Source organism: Nocardioides mesophilus, from assembly GCF_014395785.1.
GTDB classification, from domain to species: domain Bacteria; phylum Actinomycetota; class Actinomycetes; order Propionibacteriales; family Nocardioidaceae; genus Nocardioides_B; species Nocardioides_B mesophilus.
Genome location: NZ_CP060713.1, coordinates 51347 through 73984, shown reverse-complemented (window position 1 = coordinate 73984; position 22638 = coordinate 51347). Strand labels below are relative to the sequence as shown.

Here is a 22638-nt window from a genome sequence, read left to right as displayed (position 1 = left end):
GGGGCTCATTGTCACCTGTGGCGCGGACAGGTCCGGCGGGGGCACGCCGCGGGTCGGTGAGGTTCACCTCCAGCCGCTAGATTCTCCGGTGTGAGCACCCTCCCGGCAGAGTCCGCACCGGCAGCGGCGTACCCGCGTCACTGGGAGGCCGACGTGCTGCTGCGCGACGGCCAGGCGGCGCACCTCCGCCCGATCAGCGGCGAGGACCGGGAGCTGCTGGTGGAGTTCTACGAGCAGGTGTCCGCCGAGTCGAAGTACCTGAGGTTCTTCGCGCCGATGCCCAGGCTCTCCGAGCGTGACGTCGAGCGGTTCACCCACGTGGACCACCACGAGCGGGTCGCGTTCGTGCTGACCGTGGCGCAGAAGATCATCGCGGTCGGCCGGTTCGACACCCTGCCCCACGAGGAGGGCGAGCCGGTGGTGGCCGAGGTGGCCTTCCTCGTGCAGGACGCCCACCAGGGCCGCGGGATCGCCCAGCTGCTGCTCGAGCACCTGGCGCAGGCCGGCCGGGAGCGCGGCGTGGACCGGTTCGAGGCCGAGGTGCTGCCGGAGAACCACCGGATGAGCCAGATCTTCCGCGAGGCCGGCTACCACGTGGTGGGCGGCTTCGAGGACGGCGTGATGCGGTTCCGGTTCCCGATCGACGCCACCGAGACCTCCGTCAGCGTCATGCAGGCCCGCGAGCACCGGGCCGAGGCGGCTTCGATCGAGCGGTTCTTCGCGGCCCGGTCGGTCGCGGTGATCGGCGCCTCCCGGCGTCAGGACACCATCGGCCAGACCCTGGTGCGCAACCTGGTGCTCGGCGACTACCAGGGCCGGGTGTACGTCGTGAACCCGGCCGCGGAGTCGGTCGCCGGGATGCCGGCCTACGCCTCGGTGGGCGACATCCCGGACTCGGTGGACATCGCCGTGGTCGCGGTGCCGTCGGACTCGGTGGCCGACGTGGTCCTCGACTGCGCCGCCAAGGGCGTGCACGGACTGGTGGTGGTCTCCTCGGGCTTCGCCGAGACCGGCGACGAGGGCCGGGCCCGGCAGCGGCGCCTGGTCGGGCTGGCCCGCAGCTACGGGCTGCGCCTGGTCGGCCCCAACGCGCTCGGCATCATCAACACCGCCGTCGAGCACTCGCTCAACGCCTCGCTCGCGACGGTGATGCCGCCGCGCGGCCGGGCCGGGTTCTTCTGCCAGTCCGGCGCCCTCGGCGTGGCGATCCTCGAGAAGGTCGGCCGCCGTGGCCTCGGCCTGTCCACCTTCGTCAGCGCCGGCAACCGCGCCGACGTCTCCGGCAACGACCTGCTGCAGTACTGGGAGGAGGACGACGACACCGAGGTCGTGCTGCTCTACCTCGAGTCGATCGGCAACCCGCGCAAGTTCAGCCGGATCGCGCGGCGGGTCTCCCGGCGCAAGCCGGTGATCGCGGTGAAGTCCGGCCGGACCACCCAGGGCGTGCCGATGGGGCACGCGGTGCGCTCCAGCGTGGCGCCGCAGGCCGCGGTGGACGCGATGTTCCGGCAGGCAGGCGTGATCCAGGTGGACACCCTCGACGAGCTCTTCGACGTCGCGCAGCTCGTCGCCCACCAGCCGCTGCCGCGCGGGCGCCGGGTCGCGGTGGTCGGCAACTCCGACGCCCTCGGGCTGCTGGCCGCGGACGCCGCGGCCGCGGTCGGGCTGCAGGTGCGCGAGCCGGTGTCGCTGGGCTCGGAGGCCACTGCGGAGGACTTCGAGGAGGCCCTCGACGCCGCGATCGACGACCCCGAGGTGGACTCGGTGGTCGCGGTCTTCATCCCGCCGCTGAACACCACCGGCACCGAGGTCGCGCACGTGCTCGCTGCCGTGGGCGAGCAGTCGGACAAGCCGCTGGTCTCGTCCTTCCTCGGCTCCGAGGGCATCCCGGAGCTGCTCCGGGTCCCGGACGTGGCCGGCAGCACCGCCGGCCGGGGCTCGGTGCCGTCCTACCCGGCGGTGGAGGCTGCCGTGCGTGCGTTGGCCCGGGTGGTCGACTACGCCGAGTGGCGCCGCAAGCCGGAGGGCGACCTGGTGCCGGCCGAGGAGGTCGACCTCGCCCGGGCCCGCACCGTTGTGAACGGCGCCCTGATGGACTCGCCCGAGGGCCGGGAGCTGGCCTTCGTGGAGCTGCGCGAGCTGCTCGGCGCCTACGGCATCGAGCTGTGGGAGCGGCTCGAGGTGGAGTCCGAGGAGGCCGCCGTCGCCGCCGGGGAGAAGCTCGGCTGGGACGTCGTGCTGAAGGCGACCGCCGAGCACCTGCGGCAGCGCCCCGACCTGGCGCACGTGTGGCGCAACATCGACACCGAGGCGGAGATGCGCGACGCCTGGCGCACGATGCACGAGATCATCGACCACCCTGCCGCCGCTGGCTTCATCGTCCAGCGGGTGGCTGCGCCCGGGGTGCCGGTCACCGTGGGGGGCGTCGAGGACCCGCTGTTCGGTCCGGTCGTCTCCTTCGGCGTCTCCGGGGCGGCCACCGAGCTGCTCGGCGACCGGTCCTACCGGATCCCGCCGATGCACGGCGGCGAGGCCGCGGAGATGGTCCGCGAGATCAAGGCCGCGCCGCTGCTGTTCGGCTACCGCGGCAGCGAGGAGGTCGACGTCGCCTCGGTCGAGGACCTGCTGCTGCGGCTCGCGCAGCTCAAGAACGACCTGCCCCAGGTCAGCTCGCTCGAGCTCAACCTGGTCCTGGTCGGCGTGGACGGCGCGACCGTGCTCAACGCCGTCGGCCGGGTGGCGCCGGTGGCCGACGCGCGGTCGGACTGGTTCACCCGGCGACTGAGCACGTTGCCGGGCGACACCCTGCCCGGCTGAGCCCGTTCACGCGGGGTCAGGGGGTCGGACGGGATCAGGCGGGGGCGGACTCGCGCAGCCGGACCATCGTCCAGACGTTCTCGCCGCCCTCGAAGTCGAAGCGCAGGTCGCTGAGCGCGGCCTCGGCCAGCGCCAGCCCGCGGCCGCGCTCGGCCAGCGGGTCGTCGGGCATCGGCGCGTCGGGCAGCCAGTGCACCCGCTCGCCGGAGTGCCGCAGCACCCCGACCACCCGGTCCTCCAGGACCCGCAGGGTGAAGGCGTAGACGACCTGCGAGGTGGGTCGGCCGTGCCGCACCACGTTGCCGGCGATCTCGATGACGGCGGTCTCGATGAGCATGGCGTCGACGTCGCTCAGGTCGGGGTAGTCCACCCGGGCCTCGGCCAGCAGCTGGTGCAGCAGCTCGAGGGTCTCGGGGACGGCCAGCCCGTTGACGGAGTACTCACCAGCCATCGGTGGCTGCCTCCACCGTCGGGAACGGACGCAGCACCCGGTCCAGGTTGGTGAGCTTCAGCACCGTGGCCACCTGGGCGTTGACCCCGGCGATCCGCAGGTCGCCCTGGGCCTGCCGGGTCCTCTTCAGCGCGGCGATCAGGGCGCCGAGGCCGGAGGAGTCCATGAAGGCCACGTCGCTCAGGTCGACGACGACCCGGGGCGCGCCCCCGTCGACGGCGCTCTCCACGGCGGTCTTCAGCCGGGGCGCGGCCACCATGTTGAGCCGGCCGTCCAGGCGCAGCACGACCGACCGGTCTCCCAGCGGCTTCGTGTCGATCTCCATCAGCGCACCAGCTCCTCGTGCGGTCGGTCGGGGGTGGCCACCACGGCGTACGGCGCCGCGCGGGTGCTGCTGTCTACCATGTCGCGACGTCCGCGGGGGTGGTCCGAGGTCATGTCGGGTCCCGCTGCACGACGACGCAGGTGATGTCGTCGCTGGCGAGGTGCTCGCGGCCGTAGCCCTCCACCGTGTCCACGATGGCCCGCGGGGTGCGGTAGTCGACGACGGTGATCCGCGCGGCCTCGATGGCCTCCTCGATCGAGTCGAAGAGATCGAGCAGGCCGTCGCTGAGGCAGATGAAGGTGTCGCCGGGGTGCAGCATCACCGTTCCCGCGGGACGGCGCGAGTCGGTCGGCACGCCCAGCGGCAGGCCCTCGGACTCGAAGCGCTCCGCCGAGCCGTCCGCGCGGACCACGCCGGCGATGCCGTGCCCGGCGTCGACGTAGGTGAGCTCGTGCGTCGCCTGGTCGAGCCGGGCGGCGAACAGGGTGACGAAGGAAGACGTCCGGTCCAGGTCGGGGCCGAGCGCGACCGCGGTCCGGTCCACGGAGGTGCACAGGTCGTTGAACTGCGAGGTGCCCCGCAGCACCGCGCGGGCGCCGGCGCCGATCAACGCCGCGGCCACCCCCTTGCCCATCACGTCGGCGACCACGAACTGGTAGCCACCGAGCGCGGGGTGCCAGTCGTAGAAGTCGCCGCCCACGGCGGCGGCCGGCACGCAGACCCCGGCGACGGTGTAGCCGGGCAGCGCCGGGACCTCGGCGGGGAGCAGCCCCTGCTGCACCTCGCCGGCGCGGCGCAGCTCGTCGGTGTGCGCGAGCTCGACCTCGACCAGGTCGGCCAGCTCGCGCAGCATCCACAGCTGGTCCTCGGTGATCTCGCGCGGCTTGCTGTCCAGCAGGCAGAGCGCGCCGACCGGGACCCCGGCAGGGGTCGTGAGCGGCTGCCCGGCGTAGAACCGGACGTGGTCGGCGCCGGTCACCAGCGGGTTCTCGCGGAACCGGGGGTCGTTCTCCGCGTCGTTGACCACCATCGGCTCGGCGGCGTCGATGGTGAAGGTGCAGAACGACTGCGAGCGGGGGATCTCCGCGCGTCCGAAGCCGATCTCGGCCTTGTGGAACTGCCGGTCCTCGTCGACCAGGGTGACCAGCACGGTGGGCACGTCGAACATCCGCTGCGCCAGCCGCACCAGGCGGTCGAAGCGCTCCTCGGGAGGGGTGTCGAGCACCCGCAGGGCGGCCAGCGCCTGCAGCCGGGCTTCCTCGGTGACGGCGGGCGACGCGACGGCCTGGGTGCTCACCACGCCACGGTATAGGACGGTTCGTGCCGATCCGCGCCGGTCCCGGGCGGGCCGGCGACGTGCCGCACCGCCGGGCCTTGCGACCGTCCGGGTGACCAAGCACACGGAGCAAGGGACCTGATCGGTTTCGTCAGGCTCGTCCGGAAAGGGAGAATCGTCCGGTGCAGAACGAGACCGTCGTCCTGACCGGCGACGCGCCGGTCCCGCCGGCCGAGCCGCAGCGGACCCTGGCGCCCCCGGAGGGCGTCGACCCGCTGGTGAAGCGGCTCTTCGTCGGGATCGCGCTCTCGGCGCTGGGCAGCGGCCTGACGATGCCGTTCCTCTACGTCTACCTCGCCGAGGTCCGCGGCATCCCAACCGCGACCGTGGGCCTGGTGTTCGCCTTCATGGGCCTGCTCGGCTTCATCGGCTCGCCCCTCGGCGGCACGCTCATCGACCGGGTCGGCCCGCGCCCGGTGATGCTCGTCGGTCTCACCACCGAGGCCGTCGGCGTCGCCTCGCTGGCCCTGGTGCAGACGACCGCGCACGCGCTGGCGGTGGCGGCGTTCATCACCCTGGGCACGGTGGGCCTCTACCCGGCCGCCACGGCGATGCTGACCCGGCTGGTGCCCGAGAGCCGGCGCCAGAAGGTCTACGGCTACCAGTTCATGCTGCTCAACGCGGGCCTCGGCGTCGGCGGCGTGGTCAGCGCGGTGCTGGTGCGCACCTCCGACCCCGCCTCGTTCGAGCGGCTGTACCTGATCGACGCGGCCTCCTACGTGGCCTACTTCCTGGTGGTGCTGTCGCTGCCGCGCGGCACCGGCGGCCTCGGTTCCCGCGGCGCCGCGCCGGCGGAAGACGGTGTCCCGGGGACCCCGCCGCCGGGCTGGTCCACGGTGCTCAAGGACCGGACGCTGCTGCGGGTGGTGTCGATCTCGATCCTGGCCGTCACCTTCGGCTACGCCCAGTTCGAGGCCGGCTTCGCGGCGTACGCGGTGCACGTCGCGGGCATCCCGGCGCACTACCTGGGCTGGGCCTTCGGTGCCAACACCGCGGCGATCGTGCTCGGCCAGCTGGTCACGCTCCGGTTGATCAAGGGCCGCCGGCGGACCCGGATGCTCGCCGTCTGCGCCGGCATCTGGTCGCTGTCCTGGGCGGTGATCGCGGCCTCCGACGCCGTCGACGGCTGGACCGCCGTCGCGCTGGTGGTGGCCGGGCTCGGCATCTTCGGCCTGGGCGAGACGCTGTGGGCGCCGCTGGCGCCGGCGATCGTCAACGACCTCGCGGTCGAGGAGCTGCGCGGCCGCTACAACGCCCTGCAGGGGATGACCTGGACGGTGGCGATGATCGTCGGCCCGGCCCTGGCGGGGCTGCTGATCGGCAACGACCTGGCCCACGTCTGGGTGGCCTGCACCGTGGGCGGCACCGCGGTGGCCGCCGTGCTGCTGGTGCGGCTGGGACGGCACCTGACCCCGGCCCAGGACGGCCTCGCCGCCGACGGGGCGGACGTCGCGGCGTGACACACTGAGCCCCATGACCGACCGCACGTCCGAGCTCAGGGCCGCCATCGAGTCGTCGGGCTACTACCCCGACGTGGTCGCCGACGCCGTGAACGCCGCGGTGGCGTCCGAGCCGGTCGCGTCGTACCTCGTGCACCACGAGCCGACCATCGACGAGCGCGACGAGGTCCGCCGACACATGACCGTGCTGGTGCTGACGCCGTCGCGGCTGATCCTCGCGCACACCGACGAGCACGCCCCCGACGACCTGCTCCCCGAGCCCTACACCTCCACCTCCACCGAGGCGGTGGCCCTCGCGGCGATCCGCTCGGTCGTGGTGAACCGGATGGTCGCGAACCCCGCGTCGTACGCCGGCGGCCCGATCCCGTCGCCGGGCGCCAACGAGGCGGTGCTCACGATCGGCTGGGGGGCCATCGGCCGGATCGACCTGGAGCCGGCCGGCTGCAGCGACCCGAACTGCGACGCCGACCACGGCTACACCGGCGTGGTGAGCTCCGACGACTTCTCCCTGCGCGTGAGCGCGGCCGCCGAGGGCCCGGACGCCGTCGCCGGCCTGCTCGGGTTCGCCGACGAGCTCTCCGCGCGCACCGGGAGCGGCGCCGCCGTCCGATGAGCCTGCCCGACGCCGCCCCCGCCCCCGGCGGACCGCTCGCCGAGCCGGTGGCCGGCTGCGCGGAGTTCCGGGAGCCCGCCTACGCGGACCGCTCGCTCGGCGACGTCCTGCCGGCGGTGGCGCGCGCGCTCGGCGTGGACGCCGGGCTGCCGCGGATCAGCGACGACGGACTGGTGCTCCCCGGGGCGTCGTCCTACGTGGTCTTCCTCGTCGACGGTCTGGGCTACGAGCTGCTGCGCGACCATCCCGAGGAGGCGCCGTTCCTGCACGCCCACCTCGGGGAGCCGGCCACGGTCGGCGTGCCGTCGACCACGGCGACCAGCCTGACCTCCTTCGGCACCGCGCTGCCGCCCGGGGCGCACGGCGTCGTCGGGTTCAGCAGCCGGATCCCCGGCACCGACCAGCTGCTCAACGCGCTGATGTGGAGCAAGGACGTCGACCCGCGCGAGTGGCAGCCGCACACGACGGCGTTCTCCCGGCTGGCCGCCGCCGGGGTCCGGACCACGGTGGTGAACAAGCGCAGCTTCGAGGGCTCCGGGCTGACCGTGGCCGGGCACCGCGGCGCCGACTTCGTCGGCGTGGACCGTGTGGGGGAGCGGATCGCCGCGGTCCAGGCGGTCTCGGCGACGAGCCCGTCGGTGACCTACATGTACGACGGCGACCTCGACTGGACCGGCCACCGCTACGGCGTGGACTCGCCCGAGTGGGAGCAGCAGCTGGTCATGATCGACGCGGCCGCCGAGCACCTGCGCGAGACGCTGCCGGACCAGACCCGGATCCTGGTGGTCGCCGACCACGGGATGGTGGACTCCCCGATGGACAACCGGCTCGACGTCGCCGAGGAGCCCGAGCTGGCCGAGGGCGTGGTGCTGCTCGGGGGAGAGGCGCGGTTCCGGCACGTCTACTGCCGCTCCGGCGCGGTCGACGACGTGGTCGCCACCTGGTCCGAGCGGATCGGCGACCTCGCCGTGGTGCTGACCCGTGACGAGGCGATCGGCCGGGGATGGTTCGGGCCGGTCGCGCCCGCCGTACGCCCGCGACTGGGCGACGTCGTGGTCGCCTGCCGCGGCGACTTCGCGGTGGTCAGCACCGAGCTGTTCCCCTACGAGGCCCGGCTGGTCGGCCTGCACGGCTCCCTGACCCCGGCGGAGATGCTGATCCCCGTCCTGGTCCTCTGAGCGGCCCGGGCCGCATGGCAGGATGACGCCCCGTGGCCGAACTGCAGTTCTTCACCGGGACGATGGACTCCGGCAAGTCGACGCTCGCGCTCCAGACCAACCACAACCACGCGGCCCGCGGCCGGCAGGGCCGGATCTTCACCAGCCACGACCGGGCCGGAGCGGCCACCCTGTCCAGCCGGCTGGGGCTGCAGCACGACGCGATCGAGGTGCCGGCCGACTTCGACTTCTGGGACTACGTGGTCGGGGCGCTGACCCACGGCGCCCGGATCGACTACCTGATCTGTGACGAGGCCCAGTTCTACACCCCCGCCCAGATCGAGCAGCTCGCCCGCATCGTCGACGAGCTCCAGGTCGACGTGTTCGCCTTCGGCATCCTCACCGACTTCCGCAGCGTGCTCTTCCCGGGCTCGGCCCGCCTCGTCGAGCTGGCCGACCGGATGAACGTGCTGCAGGTCGAGGCACTGTGCTGGTGCGGCAAGCGCGCCACCCACAACGCGCGCACCGAGAACGGCGTGATGGTCACCGAGGGCGAGGTGATCGTGGTCGGTGACGTCGACGGCGCCGAGGCTGCCCCGGACGACGCGACCGCCGAGGTGGGCTACGAGGTGCTCTGCCGCCAGCACCACCGGCGCGGGCTCACCACCAGCCGCGCCCGGGCGGTGTCGATGATCGGGGAGCCGCTGCCGTTCGCGTGAGCGGCATACTCGCCCCCATGAGCGCACTGATCTCCGCCGAGGAGCTGGCCGAGCGGTTGGGCGAGGTGAGCGTCCTCGACGTCCGCTACACGCTGGGCCGCAGCGACGGCCACGACCAGTTCCTGGCCGGTCACGTCCCCGGCGCGGCGTACGTCGACCTCGACGCCGACCTCTCCGACCCCGTCGGCGACGGCAGCCGCGGACGCCACCCGCTGCCCGACCCGGAGCGGTTCGCGGCCGCGATGCGTCGCGCCGGGGTCCGCCGCGACCGGACGGTCGTGGTCCACGACGCCGTCGGCGGCACCTCGGCCGCGCGCGCCTGGTGGCTGCTGCGCGACCACGGCCACCCCGACGTCCGCCTGCTGGACGGCGGCTGGCAGTGGTGGGACCGCGACGGCCGTCCGGTCGAGACCGGGCCCGCCGACGTCGCCCCCGGCGACTTCGGCGCCGACCCCGGACATCTCCCGGTCCTGGGCCCGGAGCAGGCGGCCCGGCTCGCCGCCGACGGGGTGCTCATCGACGCCCGCGCCGGGGAGCGCTTCCGCGGCGAGACCGAGCCGCTCGACCCGGTGGCCGGTCACATCCCGGGAGCGGTCAACGTGCCGACCAAGGCGAACCTGCGACCCGACGACGACCCCGCGGCCGCCCGGTTCCGCTCGCCGCAGGAGCTGCGGACGGCGTACGCCGCGGTGGGCGTGCAGCCGGGGACGGCGGTCGGGAGCTACTGCGGCTCCGGCGTGACCGCGACCCATGACCTGTTCGCGCTGCACCTGATCGGGATCGAGGGCGCGCTGTTCGCCGGGTCTTGGAGCGCCTGGGTCTCCGACCCGACCCGACCGGTGGCCACCGGGGAGTGACCGCGTGACCCCGGGGCCGCCGGCTCGTTGACCTGGTGGCCGGGGACCCCTGCAGGGGTGGGGTGCCCGGCCGCTCTCACCAGTGAACGCCCTTGAGCAGCCGGGCCAGCAACAGCTGCTGCGGGGTCGGCTGGTCGGGCTCGTCGGCGTGCGCGCGGGCCGCGGCCGAGTCGGGGAACACCTGGTAGGCCAGGTGCAGCACCCGGAACGCGGTCTTGGGAGCCACGGTGTGAGCCACCGCGCCGAACGAGCCGAGCAGCGTGTTGACCTCGTGCGGCTGGTCGACGAGCGCGTCGAGCACCATGTCGGCGGCCTGCGCCGGGGTGATCGTGGGGAACTTGTCGTAGAGCTTGGTCGGCGCGATCATCGGCGTCTTCACCAGCGGCATGTGGATGGTGGTGAAGCTGATCCCGTCGCCGAAGAGCTCGGAGCTGACCACGTTGCTCCACGCGTCGAGAGCGGCCTTGGAGGCGACGTAGGCGCTGAACCGGGGCGGGCTGGTCTGGACGCCGATCGAGCTGATGTTCACCACGTGGCCGTGGCCCTGCTCCCGCATCCGGGGCAGCAGGCCCATCACCAGCCGGATGGCGCCGAAGTAGTTGAGCGCCATCGTCCGCTCGAAGTCGTGGAACCGGTCGTGGCTCAGCGCCAACGAGCGGCGGATCGACCGGCCGGCGTTGTTGACGACGAACGCGACCTCCTCGTGCTCCTCGCAGATCTGCCGGCAGAGCGCGTCGATCGCGGCCAGGTCGGAGAGGTCGCAGGCGTAGACGTGGGCGGTGCCGCCGCCCGCCTCGATCTCCGCCCGGGTCTGCTCGAGCTTGTCCTTGCCGCGGGCCACCAGGATCGGTACGCCGCCGGCCTGCGCGACCTTGAGCGCCGTGGCCTTGCCGATGCCGGAGGAGGCGCCGGTGATCACCACGGTGCGCCCCTCCAGGGCGGCGCGGAGCCGGGGGTCCTCCGCGGTGCTGGTGTCCAGGTGCTCCTCCCAGTAGGCCCAGAGCAGGCCGGCGTACCCCTCGAGGTCGGGGCAGGAGATCCCGGAGCCGGAGAGCGCCCGCTCGGTGCGTCGGGAGGCGAAGCGGGTCGGGAACGACACGTGGCCCAGCACCTCCGGCGGGATGCCGGCGCGGCCGATCGTCTGGCGCAGCGCCGCCTGCACCGCAGGAAGGCCCAGGGCGGAGCCCGCCAGCCGGCCGGGTCGCAGCGCCGGCGGCAGGACGGCGGGGAGCAGCCCGGTGACGCTGCGGTCCAGCGGCACCACGAACTGGGGCGCCTTGGCCGCGGCGGCGAGCGTGTTGATCACCTCGACCGTCGGCTGCGGCTCGGGGTTGACGAGGTGGAAGGCCTCCCCGTCGTGACCGGGCAGGTGGGCGAGGTGGTCCATCGCCGCGGCGACGTAGTCCACCGGCACCACGTTGGTGTCGCCCAGGTCGAGGCCCAGGATCGGCACCCAGGACGGCATCAGGTCGCGCAGCCGCTTGAGCAGCGGGAAGAGGTAGTAGGGACCGTCGACCTTGTCCATCTCGCCGGTCTCGGAGTGCCCGACGACGATCGCGGGCCGGTAGATCCGCCACGGCACCGGCGACTCCTCGCGGACGATCCGCTCGGACTCGAACTTGGTGCGGTGGTACGCCGAGGGCAGGCCCTGGCCGACGTCGAACATCGTCTCGTCGAAGGTGCCCTGGTGGTCACCGGCCGCGGCGACGGAGGAGACGTGGTGGAAGGTGCCGGCCTCCAGGGCGCCGGCGAGGTCGAGCGCCGCCTGGGTGCCGCCGACGTTGAGGGCCTCGTTGAGCTCGTCGGAGGCGGTCATGTCGTAGAGGGCGGCGAGGTGGAAGAAGTGGTCGATCGTGCCCCGGTGCTTGGCGACCCACGACGGGCTGACCCCCAGCAGCGGCTCGCGCAGGTCACCCTCGACGGGGGTGATCCGGTTCGGGTGGCCCCAGGAGCGCAGCAGGGCGTCGAGGCGGTGCCGGGAGCCGGCGCGGACCAGGACGAAGATCTCGCCGTCTCGGTTGGCGAGCAGCTCCTGGACCAGGTGCCGACCGATGAAGCCGGTGGCGCCGGTGACGAAGTAGGACATGACGGCCATCCGGGTCGGGAACGGGTGCCGGCCGGTGGGGGCGCCGGCATCGGGGCGGTCGCCCCGTGCCGGACAGTGTCACTGATCGGTAGGGGACTGTCCAGGAGCCGTGACCGGGACGACAACCTCGTTGTGCCGCAGGAACCAGGGCGTCCAGGGCGGGTCGAAGCGGGCGAAGCGCAGCGACCCGCTCACCTCGAGGCCGGCCTCGGCGACGTCCTTGAGCAGCTGTGCCGCCTTCGCCTCGTAGGAGCCGCGTGACCACCGGCCCGAGAACCGGTGCGCCGCGGCGTGCTGCTCGGGCACCACGCGGAGGTGGATCCGCGGGTCGGTCGGCTCGGGCAGGCTGTCGCGGGTGTACGCCGCCGGCATGACGAAGCCGACGACGTACCGGCCGGTGCCCTCGGCCGGCTGGACCGTCGCAGCGGTCGCCGAGATCCGCTCCGGCGAGGCCGCCTGGACCACCGGGGCGGTCATCGCCACCTTGGCGCCGCCGCGGTTGCGGCCGCCGAGGTAGCCGGCGAGCGGCCTGAACGCCCGGTTGCCGGCCCCCTCGAAGCTCCCTTCCACCGTGATCTCGGCGACGAGGTGCTCGGGTAGCGCCGCAGCTCGAAGCCGGGGTAGCGGCGGACCAGGTGGAACGGCTGCTGCTCGGTCATGCCTGCCTCCGGGTGCTACTCGCGCTTGCCGCCGCCGAACATGATCTCGTCCCAGCTCGGCACCGACGCGCGCCGGTTCTTCTTCGCCCGTCGCGCACCGGCGTCGGGGCTCTCGGGCTGGCCCGACGACTCCGTCGCGTCCTGCTGGTCCGCCTCGTCCTGCTGGTCCGGCTGCTGTCCCGCGGCCGGGGCGGCGGCAGGGTCGGCGGCCGGGCGTCCCGCGGGCCGGTCGCTGGCCTGGGTGGCGATCCAGTCGGCGTCGCCGGTGGCCCCGGAGCCCGGGTCGCCCCGGTCGCTGCCCTCAGCCCTGTCGGGCCGGTCGGCGGACGGTCGACGCTCGCGGCCGAGCGATCGGACCGCTCGGGCCGCGGGGGAGAGATCGGTGGTCGGCTCGTCGTCGGCCCCGGAGGTGCGACCCGACGCCTCCGCGGCTCCGGCCTCCGCGCCGTCGGCGACCGGGTGGATCTGCTGGGCCGTCTCGAGGGAGCCGGCCGGCTCGTCGCTGACCAGCTCGATCGCGTCCTCGCCGAGCGGGAGCTCCTCGTCCGGCGCCACCGCGGCGAGCCGGCGGCCGGTGCCCTCGCCGGCGCGGGACCGGGACGACTTCGGGGCGACCGGCTCGCCGACGAGCCGGCGGGCCTCGTCGTTCTCGGCGACGACGTACCGCCCCGGTGCGTCGAAGACGAACTCCGCGCGCCGGCTGGAGTCGCCGGCCTCGAAGTCGGCGACCACCGTCCAGCGGCCGTCCTCGCGACGCCACGCGTCCCAGTCGACCGAACCGGGCTCGACGCTGCGCTCGCGCAGGTGCTGGTCGACGGCCTCCCCGAGCAGCCGGGCCGGACCCTCCCCGGCCTTGCGGCGCACCGAGGCGGCCTGGGCGCGGCCGGCGATGTGTGCCCGCTCCGCGAGGACGGGGGTGGCGTAGCCCATCACCCGGTCCAGGTCGGTCTGGGCTGCCAGCGCCACCTCCTCGGGGAGGCTCCGGCACGGATGCGTGCCTGGATGTCGCGAGGGCGCAGTGCGCTTTCCATGGTGATCTCCAGCTGGCCGAGTCGGGCTAGTTGCGCGTGGTCACCGCGGAGGGCGGCCCGGAGCCGGGCGTCCACGGCGAGGGTGAACTCCTCACCCGAGTCGCTGACCAGGACGAGCTTGGACTTGTCCTCGGTCAGCCCCACGAGTGTGAGGTCCTGCTCCTTCATCGCGGGCGCGTGCTCCCTCTACCTCGTCGTCGTTCCGGTGAGCCTACTTCAGGCCGGTCGTGCGCACCGGTAGCCGTCGCCGCGCGGCCGCCGCTGTTTGCCCCCGGTGCCCTAGCCTGACCTGCGTGCCCGCCCTCCTCGACAGCTCCGTGGGCCCCGTGGACGTGGCCGGCGTGCTGATCGGGCTCGACCTGCTCGGCATCTTCGTCTTCGCGCTCTCCGGCGGACTGGTCGCGGTCCGCAAGGAGCTCGACGTCTTCGGCGTCATCATGCTGGCGGGCACCACCGGCCTGGGGGGCGGCTTCCTGCGCGACGTGCTGATCGGCGCGGTGCCGCCGGCGTCGCTGCGGGACTGGCGCTACCTGCTGGTGCCGGTCGCGGCCGGCCTGCTGGTGTTCCGCTTCCATCCCTCGCTGGGGCGGATGGAGCGGCTGGTGACCGTGTTCGACGCGGCCGGCCTCGCGCTGTTCTGCGTGACCGGCGCGCTCAAGGCGCAGGCCTACGGGCTCGGGCCGCTCCCGGCCGCGCTGCTGGGCATGCTCACCGGCATCGGCGGAGGCATCGCCCGCGACGTGCTCGCCGGGCGGGTCCCGGTCGTGCTGCGCGGCGACCTGTACGCCACCCCGGCGCTCGTCGGCGCGGGACTGGCGGTGGTCGGCGTGCAGGCGGGTCTGCCGACGGCCGCTGTGGCGGGTCCCGCGGCGCTGGTGTGCTTCGGCTGGCGGCTGCTCGCGATCCGGCGGGGCTGGGAGGCGCCGCGCCCCTCGGGCGGCGCCAGCGTCTGAGCTGTCGGCCCCGAGCTCGAGGGTGCGCCGGACTGTCGGCGCATCTCGTTATACTTCGGCGAGGTATAACAAGGTATCTCGGAGGTGCCGGTGCTCCCCAACCCGTACACGCCCGGCCAGGTGCCGCGGGTGCTCGCCGGCCGCGGGCCCGAGTCCGACCGGATCCGGGGCTACCTGTCCCGCGTCGACACGTTCGGGGAGCTCGGCGGCCCGCTGCTGGTCTTCCACGCTCCGCGCGGCGTCGGCAAGACCTCGCTGCTGCGCGACAGCCAGCGCGACGCCGTCGAGCACGGCTTCGTCACCGCCTGGGTCTCCTGCAGCCGCCGGCAGCCGTTCCTGCCCGAGCTGGTGAACCGGGTGGCGCGCGCCCTGACCACCGCCGAGGTGGTGCCCGCTAGGCAGCAGGGCCGCTGGAGCGACCGGCTGGAGAAGATCTCGCTCGCCGTCGGCCCGCCCGGCGCCAAGCTGACCGCCGAGGTGAGCCGGCCGGCCGCGGTCGCGCCGCCGGCGGCGCCCATCGCCGCGGTCGAGGACCTGCTGCACGAGGCCGCCACCCGGGTCCGCGGCCGGTTCGGCGCCGGCCTGGTCGTCTTCCTCGACGAGCTGCACGCACCGCTGCGCACCGACACCGCCACCTTCCTCAACGCGCTGCAGAACCTCGACGGTGCCCGCGCCGAGAACCCGCTCGCGGTGATCGGCGCCGGGCTTCCCTCCACCCCCGAGGAGCTGACCCGCGCCGCGACCTTCGGCGAACGGTCCGCGTTCGTCGCGCTGTCCCTGCTGGACGACGACGCCTCGAAGGAGGCGCTGGTCGGACCGGCGCGGATGCTCGAGGTCGACTGGGACCCGGACGCGGTGAGAGCGGTGGAGTCCGAGGCCCGCGGCTACCCCTACTTCCTGCAGCTGATGGCCCATGCCGCCTGGAACGCCGCCGCCCCGTCGCCCGGCGACCGGGTCGGCGCGGCGCACGTCGCGGCCGGGTTGCCGGCGGCCACCGAGCAGCTGCGGACGATGTACCGGGCCCGGTGGCGCGCCGCGACGCTCCTGGAGCAGGAGTTCATGGTCGCCATGGCCGCCGACGGCCACGAGGCCGCCGCCCGCAGCGTCATCGCCACCCGGATGGGCCGGGACAGCCGGGCGATCAGCGTGCCCCGGGACCGGCTGCTCGACAAGGGGATCATCGAGCCGGCCGGCCACGGACGACTGCGGTTCACCCTGCCGGGCTTCGACGCCTACGTCCGCGCCCACCACGAGGCGCGCGGCTGACGCACGACGCACCGGTCGAGCCGAAAAGGCGGCTCGTGGGTGGTCCCGGGCGGGTCACCAGCCGTTCGTGCCCGGCTCACCCTTGAACGGGCCGACCACCCGCGAGGTGATCCAGCCGCCGTAGAAGCCGCCGGGCTGCGGACGCACCACCTCGCCGTCCACCGTGCACCGGTCCATCGCCGCGGGGTAGAGCGCCACGTGGTCGCGCAGCGCCGCGAACGCCGGGGTCGGGTCCGGGTACGTCCAGGCCGCGCGCGGGGCCACCGCGTCGCCGCCGAGCACGTCGAGGTAGGCCGCGCGGCCCTTCCACTCGCAGAACGAGCTGCCGTCCGCGGGCCTCAGGCTGCCGGGCAGGAAGTCGGCGACCGGCAGGTAGTAGGTCGGCGGGTGGCTGGTCTCGAGGACCCGCAGCGCGGCGGTGGTGCTCGCCACGACGACGCCGCCGAGCACGACCTCGACGCGGGCCGGCTCCGGCTCCAGCCGGGGTGGGCGGGGGTAGTCCCAGACGGACTCCTGTCCGGGGCCGGGCCGCTGCGGGACCGGGCGTGCGCTGCGTGTCATGGGCCGAGCACCTTCTCGAGGTAGGGGTTGCCGAAGACCCGTTCGGGGTCGACCCGGTCGCGGACTGCCTGGAACCGCCCCCAGCTCGGGTACGCCGTCGCGAGAGCCTCCGCGGAGCAGGTGTGCACCTTGCCCCAGTGCGGCCGGCCGCCGTGGTCGAGCAGCACGCGCTCGACCGCCCCGAAGTAGCCGGTGTGGTCGGTCGCCGCGTTGACGTGGAAGGCGAGGTAGACCGAGGCGTGCCCCGACGAGGTGGACAGCCACAGGTCGTCGGCCGGGGTGGGCCGGATCTCGACCGGGAAGCTGACCGGCCAGCCGCCGCGCTCCATCACCCGCCGGGCCTCGGCGAGCGCCGCGAGCGCCGCCTCGCGCGGGACGGCGTACTCCATCTCCTTGAACCGGACCCGGCGCTCGCTGACCAGCACCCGGTGCGAGACGTCGACGTACTCCCGGGTGGAGAGCCCGCGCGCCGCCAGCCGGTTCAGCGCGGGCACTAGCCGGGGAGAGGAGTTGCCGACCCGGTTGATCGCCCCGAAGGCGCCGTTGGCCATCAGGTCGTCCTCGAACCAGGCGCGGGCCCGGGACAGCGGCGCCGCGCCGTCCAGGGTCCGGTCGTTGACCTTGGCCAGCGCCCGCTCGGTGTGCGGGAACCAGTGCAGGTCGACGTGGTGGTGCTCGGCGGCCAGGTCGTCGAGCACGTCGACGATCTCCGACCAGGCGATCGGCCACTCGGTGGCCTGGAGGAGGAACGCCGGCTCGACGGCGAACGTGACCGCGGTCAGCACCCCGACCGCGCCGAGGCCGAGCCGGGCCGCCTCGAACAGGTCCGGGTCCTCGTGCTCCGAGGCGACCAGCAGGGTGCCGTCGGCGAGCACCAGCTCGACCGCCACCACCTGCGCGGACAGCGAGGCCCAGCGGCCCCCGGCGCCGTGCGTGCCGGTCGAGATCGCCCCGGCCACGGTCTGGGCGTCGATGTCGCCGAGGTTGTGCAGGGCCAGCCCGAGCGCCTCCAGCCGTGCGTTCAGGTCGCGCAGCGTGGTGCCAGCCTCGACGGTCACCGTCATCGCCGCCCGGTCGACCGCGCGGATCCCGGTCAGCCGGTCCGGGCGCAGCAGCAGCCCGTCGGTGACCGCGATGTCGGTGAAGGAGTGGCCGGAGCCGACCATCTTCACGCGCAGACCGTTGCGGCGGGCGGCGACCACGGCGTCGGCCACCTCGCCGGCGTCGGCAGGCCTCAGCACCCGCGCCGGTCGTGCCTGGCTCAGCCCGGACCAGCTCTGCCAGTGATGGCTTCCTCCCATGGCTGGAGCCTAGAGCAGTCGTTGGAGGCGACTGGCTACTCTCGACGAGGTGGCGACCGAACCGGTGACAGGCGTGATCGAGGGGCTCCGTCGGAGCGTGGGCGAGCGGCTCTTCGAGCGGGTGGCCGGCCCCGAGGGACCCCGCCGGCGCGACCGGATCCACGGGGCGGACGGGGAGCGCTGGTTCGCCGAGGACAGCGCGATCCGCCAGGTGCACGCCGACGCCTCGATGTTCATCGGCGGCCTCCGGGCGCTGCTGCTCCAGTCGCTGCACCCGCTCGCGATGGCCGGCGTGGCCGACCACTCCGGCTTCAAGGGCGACGCCTGGGGCCGGCTGCAACGCACCAGCCACTTCCTCGCCGTGACCACGTTCGGCACGGCAGCGGACGCGGAGAAGATGGTCGCGGCGATCCGTCGGGTCCACGAGACGGTGGTCGGGGTCGCGCCGGACGGTCGCCCGTACGCCGCCTCGGACCCGCACCTGCTCCGCTGGGTGCACGTCGCGGAGGTGGACAGCTTCCTGCGCGCCCACCAGACCTACGGCGCCCGGCCGCTCGACCAGGCCGGTCGGGACGCCTACGTCGCCGAGTCCGGACGGGTGGCGCAGGCGCTGGGCGCCCTCGACGTGCCCGGCAGCGAGGCCGAGCTGGCCGAGCAGCTGCGCGGCTACCGCCCCGAGCTGGCCGGCACCCCCAAGGCCCGGGAGACCGCGCGGTTCCTGCTGCTCAACCCGCCGCTGCCGCTGCTGGCCCGTCCGCCGTACGCCGCCCTGTCGGCCGCCGCGGTCGGGCTGCTGCCCTGGTGGGCCCGGCGCAAGCTGGTGCTGCCCTACCTGCCGGTGACCGAGGCCACCGTGGTGCGGGCCGCCGGCGAGGTGGTCACCCGGGGGATCCGCTGGGCGCTACCGGCCGCGCCGCCGTCCGACCCCGCTGCCACGGCCACGCCGTGAACGCGACCGCGGCGCCCACGAAGCCGGCGGCGGCCGGCACCCAGTAGCTCACCGAGGCGCCGTAGGCGTCGATGACCACGCCGACCACGGCGGCACCCGGCGCCACTCCCGCCGCCAGCCCGGTGGTCGTGATCGCGATGCCCTCGGTGATCCGCGAGGACGGCACCGTCTCCTCGACCCACGCCACGCTGGCGATCAAGGTCGGCGAGATCGCGAAGCCGGCCAGGAACAGCAGCACCGTCATCAGCCACAGACTCTGCACGAACGGCAGCGGCGTCATCAGCAGCGCCAGGCTCAGCAGCCCCCACCGGAACCGGGCGGCGCTGCCCGCGCGCAGCCGGACCGCACCCACGACGAGACCGGCCAGCAGGCTGCCCAGCGCCCAGACACCCAGCAGGAATCCGGACAGCGGCTTGCGGCCCAGCTCCTCGGCGAAGGCGACCGTCGCGACCTCGGCCCCGCCGAACAGGATGCCCAGCGTGAACGCGCACGCGGTCAGCGGGCCGATCACCCACCAGCCGATCGGGCCTGCCTGCCGGCCGCCGTGGCCGGCGCCGGACGGCGGTGGCTCGGTGGCCTTCTGCGCGACCAGGGCCGCCGTACCGGCGAGCGCCGCCACCACCGCGCAGCCCAACCCGGCGAGCGGGTGCAGCAGCGTGGCCAGCAGGGTGACCAGCGCCGGTCCGACGATGAAGACGGTCTCGTCGGCGACCGCCTCGATCGCGAACGCCGTCTGGAGCAGCCGCTTGTCCGGGACGATCCGCGACCAGCGGGCCCGCACGCAGGAGCCGATCTGGGGCATCGCCGCGCCCGAGACCGCCGCGAACAGGTGCGGCACCGGCGTCGGCCAGCCGAGCTCCACCGCGGTCATCATCAACGAGAGCCCGAGCCCGAACACCAGCACCGCCGGCAGCAGCACCCGGCTCTGGCCGCGCCGGTCGACCAGCCGTGCGAGCGGCACCGCGCACACCGCGTTCGGGACCAGGTACGCCGCCGACACCGACCCGGCCAACGAGTAGGAGCCCGTGCGGGTGCTCACCAGCAGCACGATGCCCAGCGTGACCATCGAGATGGGCAGCCGGGCGACCAGGCCGCTGGCGGAGAAGGCGAGCGCGCCGGGCAGCCCCAGCGCGCGCCGGTAGGTGGAGATCATCGAAGCGAATCCTAGGGTTGTGCCCGCCTTCCTAAGATGACCGCATGGCATCCGACACTGCGCCCTACGACGCGTTCCTGCTGGTCTCCTTCGGCGGCCCCGAGAAGCCCGAGGACGTCGTCCCGTTCCTGGAGAACGTCACCCGGGGTCGGGGCATCCCCCGCGAGCGCCTGGAGGAGGTCGGCGAGCACTACTTCGCCTTCGGCGGCCGCAGCCCGATCAACGACCAGAACCGGGCGCTGCTCGGCGCCATCGAGGAGGACTTCCGCACCTCGGGGATCGACCTCCCGGTCTACTGGGGCAACCGCAACTGGGACCCCTACCTCGCCGACACCCTGCGCCGGATGGAGGCCGACGGCGTCAAGCGGGCCGTGTGCTTGGTCACCAGCGCGTACTCCTCCTACTCCGGGTGCCGCCAGTACCGCGAGAACCTCGCCGACGCGGTCGCCGACGTCGGCGCCGGGGCGCCGCGGCTGGACAAGCTGCGGCACTACTACAACCACCCGGGCTTCGTGGAGCCCAACGTCGACGCGACGCTGACCGCGCTGGCCGAGCTCAGCGACGCGGTCCGCCACGACGCCCGGCTGCTGTTCGTGACCCACTCGGTGCCGACGCTGATGAACGACCAGAGCGGGCGCGGCGGCGCCTACGTCTCCCAGCACCGCAGCGTGATGGAGGAGATCGTCGAGCGGGTGCGGCAGGAGACCGGGCACCGCTACGTCTCCGAGCTGGTCTACTGCTCCCGCTCCGGCCCGCCGCACATCCCGTGGCTGGAGCCCGACGTCAACGACCGGATGGAGGAGCTGGCCCGCGAGGGCACGGAGGCGGTCGTGGTGGTGCCGATCGGCTTCGTCTCCGACCACATGGAGGTGATCTACGACCTCGACACCGAGGCCAAGGCGACCGCGGAGAAGCTCGGGCTGGAGTTCGGACGGGCCGCGACGGCGGGGCTCGACCCCCGGTTCGTCGCCATGGTCCGCGAGCTCGTGGTCGAGCGTGCCGCGGTCGAGCAGGGCAAGGACGTCGCCCGCCCCGCCGTCGGCTCGCAGCCGCCGTCGTGGGACGTGTGCCCGGCCGGCTGCTGCGCCAACGCCCGCGGACCCCGCCCCGCGCTGTGCGGGCAGGACTGAGGATGACGGGGACGACGAGCGACGTCGACCGGGACCAGCTGCTCGCGCTGGCCGAGCGGGTGGCCCGGGAGGCGGCGGCCGAGGTGCTGCGGCTGCGCCGCGAGGGCGTGGAGGTGGCGGCGACCAAGACCAGCCCCACCGACGTGGTCACCGAGGTCGACCACCGTTCCGAGGAGCTGATCCGGGCCCGGCTGCTCGAGGAGCGTCCCGGCGACGGCTTCGTCGGCGAGGAGGGGGAGTCCTCGGACTCCAGCACCGGGGTCACCTGGGTCGTCGACCCGATCGACGGCACCGTCAACTTCCTCTACGGCATCCCGCAGTACGCCGTCTCCATCGCCGCCAGGGCCGGCGAGCAGGTGGTCGCCGGGGTGGTCCTGGACGTCGTGAAGGGGGAGTGCTTCACCGCGACCCGGGGCGGCGGCGCCTTCCTCGACGGCGCCCCGATCCGGGTGCGTCCGGTGGTGCCGCTCGATCAGCGGCTGGTGATCACCGGCTTCAGCTACGAGCGGTCCACCCGGGTGGCGCAGGCGCAGGCGGTGGCCCGGCTGCTGGGCGAGGTGCGCGACGTACGCCGCCTCGGCTCCGCGGCCCTCGACCTCTGCTACGTCGGGGCCGGCCGCACCGACGCCTACGTCGAGGAGGGCCTGCACGAGTGGGACCTCGCCGCGGGCGGTCTGGTCGCCGAGGAGGCCGGGGCCCGGGTGTGGCAGGGGACCGGCGTGGGTGGCAAGCGGCTGGTGGTGGCCGCGCCGGCCGACGGGTTCGCCGACTTCGCCGCACTCGTGGAGCGGGTCGGCCTGACCGGGTGAGCGGACGACCCGATCGACCCGGCGGTGCCGCGGGAATAGAGCCGACCCCGCCCCTGTTGTGAGCGCTGCGTGGACGATGTGTGACCCTCGACGGGGCGGAGCCGCGGGCCGGAGACCGGTTCGCGGTCGAGCACGTCGACCGACACCTGATGGGATCGCCGTGCACGACAGGGGCCTCATGGTGCACAATCCGCCACGCAGCCTCACGACGAACTTCGCGACGCAGACCCACCGAAGCCGGCAGACATCGGCTTCGTGACCGACGAGAACAAGGACACGGGGGCCAGGAGACGCACAATGGCAACTGATTACGACGCTCCTCGCAAGAACGACGAGGAGCAGGGCGAGGAAAGCCTCGAGGAGCTGAAGGCTCGCCGGCACGACAAGAACTCGGGCAAGGTGGACGAGGACGAGGCGGAGGCCGCCGAGTCGTTCGAGCTTCCCGGAGCCGACCTCTCCCACGAGGAGCTCGCCGTGGAGGTGCGGCCGCGCCAGGACGACGAGTTCACCTGCATGAGCTGCTTCCTGGTGCACCACCGCAGCCAGCTCGCGGACGAGAAGAAGATGATCTGCCGCGACTGCATGTGAGTCGCGCACGAAGGAGGCCGGACCCGACGGGTCCGGCCTCCTCTGCGTCGTGCGGGAGGGCGCCGCTCAGACCTCGACGTCCTCCAGGTTGGCCGGCAGGTGCCCGGTCGACTTGCGGTAGTACTCCGCCGCCTTGCGGGAGGCCAGCATCCGGGCCAGGCCGACCGCCACACCGCTCGCGGTCGCCCAGGCGACCGCCTCGCCGACGGACACATCCGGGTGCGCCGCGTTGACCGGCGGCTTCTTGCCGGTCGCCACCTTCCAGGTGGTGGTGAGCGCCTTGCGGGCGACCACCGTGGCCACCACCGTGGACGCGAGCCCCATCAAGGACCACACCTTCGAACCAGCCACGTCAACTCCTCATCGTTCGTGCGGCAACGCCGCCTCGGCTGAGGCTGCTACCCGATCCGGGGCCAG

General features: G+C 73.8%; 21 protein-coding genes and 1 pseudogene. 12 read left to right on the top strand and 10 right to left on the bottom strand.

What is annotated here, in order from left to right; genetic code table 11:
• Positions 1 to 90 precede the first annotated feature (90 nt).
• Complete coding sequence (locus H9L09_RS00340; protein ID WP_187578844.1) at positions 91 to 2817, top strand: bifunctional acetate--CoA ligase family protein/GNAT family N-acetyltransferase; 2727 nt, start codon at positions 91 to 93, stop codon at positions 2815 to 2817.
• A gap of 34 nt (positions 2818 to 2851) precedes the next feature.
• Here H9L09_RS00340 and H9L09_RS00335 read toward each other — a convergent pair whose 3' ends face one another.
• From H9L09_RS00335 to H9L09_RS00325, 3 genes are all read right to left on the bottom strand, one after another.
• Positions 2852 to 3268: an ATP-binding protein gene (locus H9L09_RS00335; protein WP_187578843.1), complete on the bottom strand. Its 417-nt coding sequence runs from the start codon at positions 3266 to 3268 to the stop codon at positions 2852 to 2854.
• Entirely contained in the window at positions 3258 to 3593 is a 336-nt protein-coding gene (locus H9L09_RS00330; RefSeq protein ID WP_187578842.1) for an STAS domain-containing protein, read from the bottom strand. The genes H9L09_RS00335 and H9L09_RS00330 overlap by 11 nt, the downstream gene beginning before the upstream one ends.
• Before the next feature lie 109 nt (positions 3594 to 3702).
• Positions 3703 to 4890, bottom strand: a complete 1188-nt coding sequence (locus H9L09_RS00325; RefSeq protein WP_187578841.1) for a PP2C family protein-serine/threonine phosphatase — start codon at positions 4888 to 4890, stop codon at positions 3703 to 3705.
• Positions 4891 to 5051: 161 nt separating this feature from the next.
• Here H9L09_RS00325 and H9L09_RS00320 point away from each other — a divergent pair, with 161 nt between their 5' ends.
• The 5 genes from H9L09_RS00320 to H9L09_RS00300 are packed head-to-tail and all read left to right on the top strand — an operon-like array spanning position 5052 to position 9735.
• Positions 5052 to 6389 (top strand): MDR family MFS transporter, encoded by a 1338-nt coding sequence (locus tag H9L09_RS00320; RefSeq protein WP_187578840.1) that lies wholly within the window; start codon positions 5052 to 5054, stop codon positions 6387 to 6389.
• A 13-nt stretch (positions 6390 to 6402) separates the two neighbouring features.
• Positions 6403 to 7002, top strand: coding sequence for a DUF5998 family protein (locus tag H9L09_RS00315; RefSeq protein ID WP_187578839.1), 600 nt, complete (start codon positions 6403 to 6405; stop codon positions 7000 to 7002).
• Positions 6999 to 8180 (top strand): alkaline phosphatase family protein, encoded by a 1182-nt coding sequence (locus H9L09_RS00310; RefSeq protein ID WP_187578838.1) that lies wholly within the window; start codon positions 6999 to 7001, stop codon positions 8178 to 8180. Before H9L09_RS00315 ends, H9L09_RS00310 begins: the two co-directional genes overlap by 4 nt.
• 32 nt (positions 8181 to 8212) lie before the next feature.
• Positions 8213 to 8878, top strand: coding sequence for a thymidine kinase (locus tag H9L09_RS00305; protein WP_187578837.1), 666 nt, complete (start codon positions 8213 to 8215; stop codon positions 8876 to 8878).
• A 17-nt stretch (positions 8879 to 8895) separates the two neighbouring features.
• A complete protein-coding gene (locus H9L09_RS00300) occupies positions 8896 to 9735 on the top strand; it encodes a sulfurtransferase (RefSeq protein WP_187578836.1) in 840 nt (279 codons plus the stop codon).
• 76 nt (positions 9736 to 9811) lie between these two features.
• Here H9L09_RS00300 and H9L09_RS00295 read toward each other — a convergent pair whose 3' ends face one another.
• The 3 genes and pseudogenes from H9L09_RS00295 to sepH form a co-directional block, all read right to left on the bottom strand.
• The gene (locus H9L09_RS00295) at positions 9812 to 11821 is read right to left on the bottom strand and encodes an SDR family oxidoreductase (protein ID WP_187578835.1); all 2010 of its coding nucleotides are present in this window, start codon (positions 11819 to 11821) and stop codon (positions 9812 to 9814) included.
• Between the two features lie 78 nt (positions 11822 to 11899).
• Positions 11900 to 12391: an SOUL family heme-binding protein gene (locus tag H9L09_RS00290; protein WP_223164158.1), complete on the bottom strand. Its 492-nt coding sequence runs from the start codon at positions 12389 to 12391 to the stop codon at positions 11900 to 11902.
• Between the two features lie 104 nt (positions 12392 to 12495).
• Positions 12496 to 13679 (bottom strand): annotated as a pseudogene (gene sepH / locus H9L09_RS00285) (septation protein SepH).
• Between the two features lie 125 nt (positions 13680 to 13804).
• On the opposite strand from sepH, the gene H9L09_RS00275 reads away from it, so the two are divergent.
• Together H9L09_RS00275 and H9L09_RS00270 are read left to right on the top strand one after the other, a co-directional pair.
• Complete coding sequence (locus H9L09_RS00275) at positions 13805 to 14464, top strand: trimeric intracellular cation channel family protein (protein ID WP_246456174.1); 660 nt, start codon at positions 13805 to 13807, stop codon at positions 14462 to 14464.
• 90 nt (positions 14465 to 14554) lie between these two features.
• Entirely contained in the window at positions 14555 to 15730 is a 1176-nt protein-coding gene (locus tag H9L09_RS00270; protein ID WP_187578832.1) for an ATP-binding protein, read from the top strand.
• 54 nt (positions 15731 to 15784) lie between these two features.
• On the opposite strand, the gene H9L09_RS00265 is transcribed toward H9L09_RS00270, so the two are convergent.
• Complete coding sequence (locus H9L09_RS00265) at positions 15785 to 16291, bottom strand: DUF427 domain-containing protein (RefSeq protein WP_187578831.1); 507 nt, start codon at positions 16289 to 16291, stop codon at positions 15785 to 15787.
• Positions 16288 to 17592, bottom strand: a complete 1305-nt coding sequence (locus H9L09_RS00260) for a D-arabinono-1,4-lactone oxidase (protein WP_187578830.1) — start codon at positions 17590 to 17592, stop codon at positions 16288 to 16290. Before H9L09_RS00260 ends, H9L09_RS00265 begins: the two co-directional genes overlap by 4 nt.
• Positions 17593 to 17641: 49 nt before the next feature.
• Between H9L09_RS00260 and H9L09_RS00255 the strand changes: the two genes are divergently transcribed.
• The gene (locus H9L09_RS00255) at positions 17642 to 18541 is read left to right on the top strand and encodes an oxygenase MpaB family protein (RefSeq protein ID WP_246456173.1); all 900 of its coding nucleotides are present in this window, start codon (positions 17642 to 17644) and stop codon (positions 18539 to 18541) included.
• On the opposite strand, the gene H9L09_RS00250 is transcribed toward H9L09_RS00255, so the two are convergent.
• Positions 18471 to 19694: an MFS transporter gene (locus tag H9L09_RS00250; RefSeq protein ID WP_187578829.1), complete on the bottom strand. Its 1224-nt coding sequence runs from the start codon at positions 19692 to 19694 to the stop codon at positions 18471 to 18473. The genes H9L09_RS00255 and H9L09_RS00250 overlap by 71 nt on opposite strands.
• Before the next feature lie 44 nt (positions 19695 to 19738).
• On the opposite strand from H9L09_RS00250, the gene H9L09_RS00245 reads away from it, so the two are divergent.
• The 3 genes from H9L09_RS00245 (at position 19739) to H9L09_RS00235 (ending at position 22221) form a co-directional block, all read left to right on the top strand.
• Positions 19739 to 20824: a ferrochelatase gene (locus H9L09_RS00245; protein WP_187578828.1), complete on the top strand. Its 1086-nt coding sequence runs from the start codon at positions 19739 to 19741 to the stop codon at positions 20822 to 20824.
• Positions 20825 to 20826: 2 nt separating this feature from the next.
• Entirely contained in the window at positions 20827 to 21633 is an 807-nt protein-coding gene (locus tag H9L09_RS00240) for an inositol monophosphatase family protein (RefSeq protein ID WP_187578827.1), read from the top strand.
• Between the two features lie 297 nt (positions 21634 to 21930).
• A complete protein-coding gene (locus H9L09_RS00235; RefSeq protein WP_187578826.1) occupies positions 21931 to 22221 on the top strand; it encodes a DUF4193 domain-containing protein in 291 nt (96 codons plus the stop codon).
• 66 nt (positions 22222 to 22287) lie between these two features.
• On the opposite strand, the gene H9L09_RS00230 is transcribed toward H9L09_RS00235, so the two are convergent.
• Complete coding sequence (locus H9L09_RS00230; RefSeq protein WP_246456172.1) at positions 22288 to 22572, bottom strand: DUF4235 domain-containing protein; 285 nt, start codon at positions 22570 to 22572, stop codon at positions 22288 to 22290.
• Positions 22573 to 22638: the final 66 nt, after the last annotated feature.

Bases quoted from the DNA above. Each gene is read 5' to 3' on its own strand.
- H9L09_RS00335 (WP_187578843.1), bottom strand. From the start codon at position 3,268: ATGGCTGGTGAGTACTCCGTCAACGGGCTGGCCGTCCCCGAGACCCTC.
- H9L09_RS00330 (WP_187578842.1), bottom strand. From the start codon at position 3,593: ATGGAGATCGACACGAAGCCGCTGGGAGACCGGTCGGTCGTGCTGCGC.
- H9L09_RS00315 (WP_187578839.1), top strand. From the start codon at position 6,403: ATGACCGACCGCACGTCCGAGCTCAGGGCCGCCATCGAGTCGTCGGGC.
- H9L09_RS00310 (WP_187578838.1), top strand. From the start codon at position 6,999: ATGAGCCTGCCCGACGCCGCCCCCGCCCCCGGCGGACCGCTCGCCGAG.
- H9L09_RS00300 (WP_187578836.1), top strand. From the start codon at position 8,896: ATGAGCGCACTGATCTCCGCCGAGGAGCTGGCCGAGCGGTTGGGCGAG.
- H9L09_RS00295 (WP_187578835.1), bottom strand. From the start codon at position 11,821: ATGTCCTACTTCGTCACCGGCGCCACCGGCTTCATCGGTCGGCACCTG.
- H9L09_RS00265 (WP_187578831.1), bottom strand. From the start codon at position 16,291: ATGACACGCAGCGCACGCCCGGTCCCGCAGCGGCCCGGCCCCGGACAG.
- H9L09_RS00260 (WP_187578830.1), bottom strand. From the start codon at position 17,592: ATGGGAGGAAGCCATCACTGGCAGAGCTGGTCCGGGCTGAGCCAGGCA.
- H9L09_RS00250 (WP_187578829.1), bottom strand. From the start codon at position 19,694: ATGATCTCCACCTACCGGCGCGCGCTGGGGCTGCCCGGCGCGCTCGCC.
- H9L09_RS00245 (WP_187578828.1), top strand. From the start codon at position 19,739: ATGGCATCCGACACTGCGCCCTACGACGCGTTCCTGCTGGTCTCCTTC.
- H9L09_RS00240 (WP_187578827.1), top strand. From the start codon at position 20,827: ATGACGGGGACGACGAGCGACGTCGACCGGGACCAGCTGCTCGCGCTG.
- H9L09_RS00235 (WP_187578826.1), top strand. From the start codon at position 21,931: ATGGCAACTGATTACGACGCTCCTCGCAAGAACGACGAGGAGCAGGGC.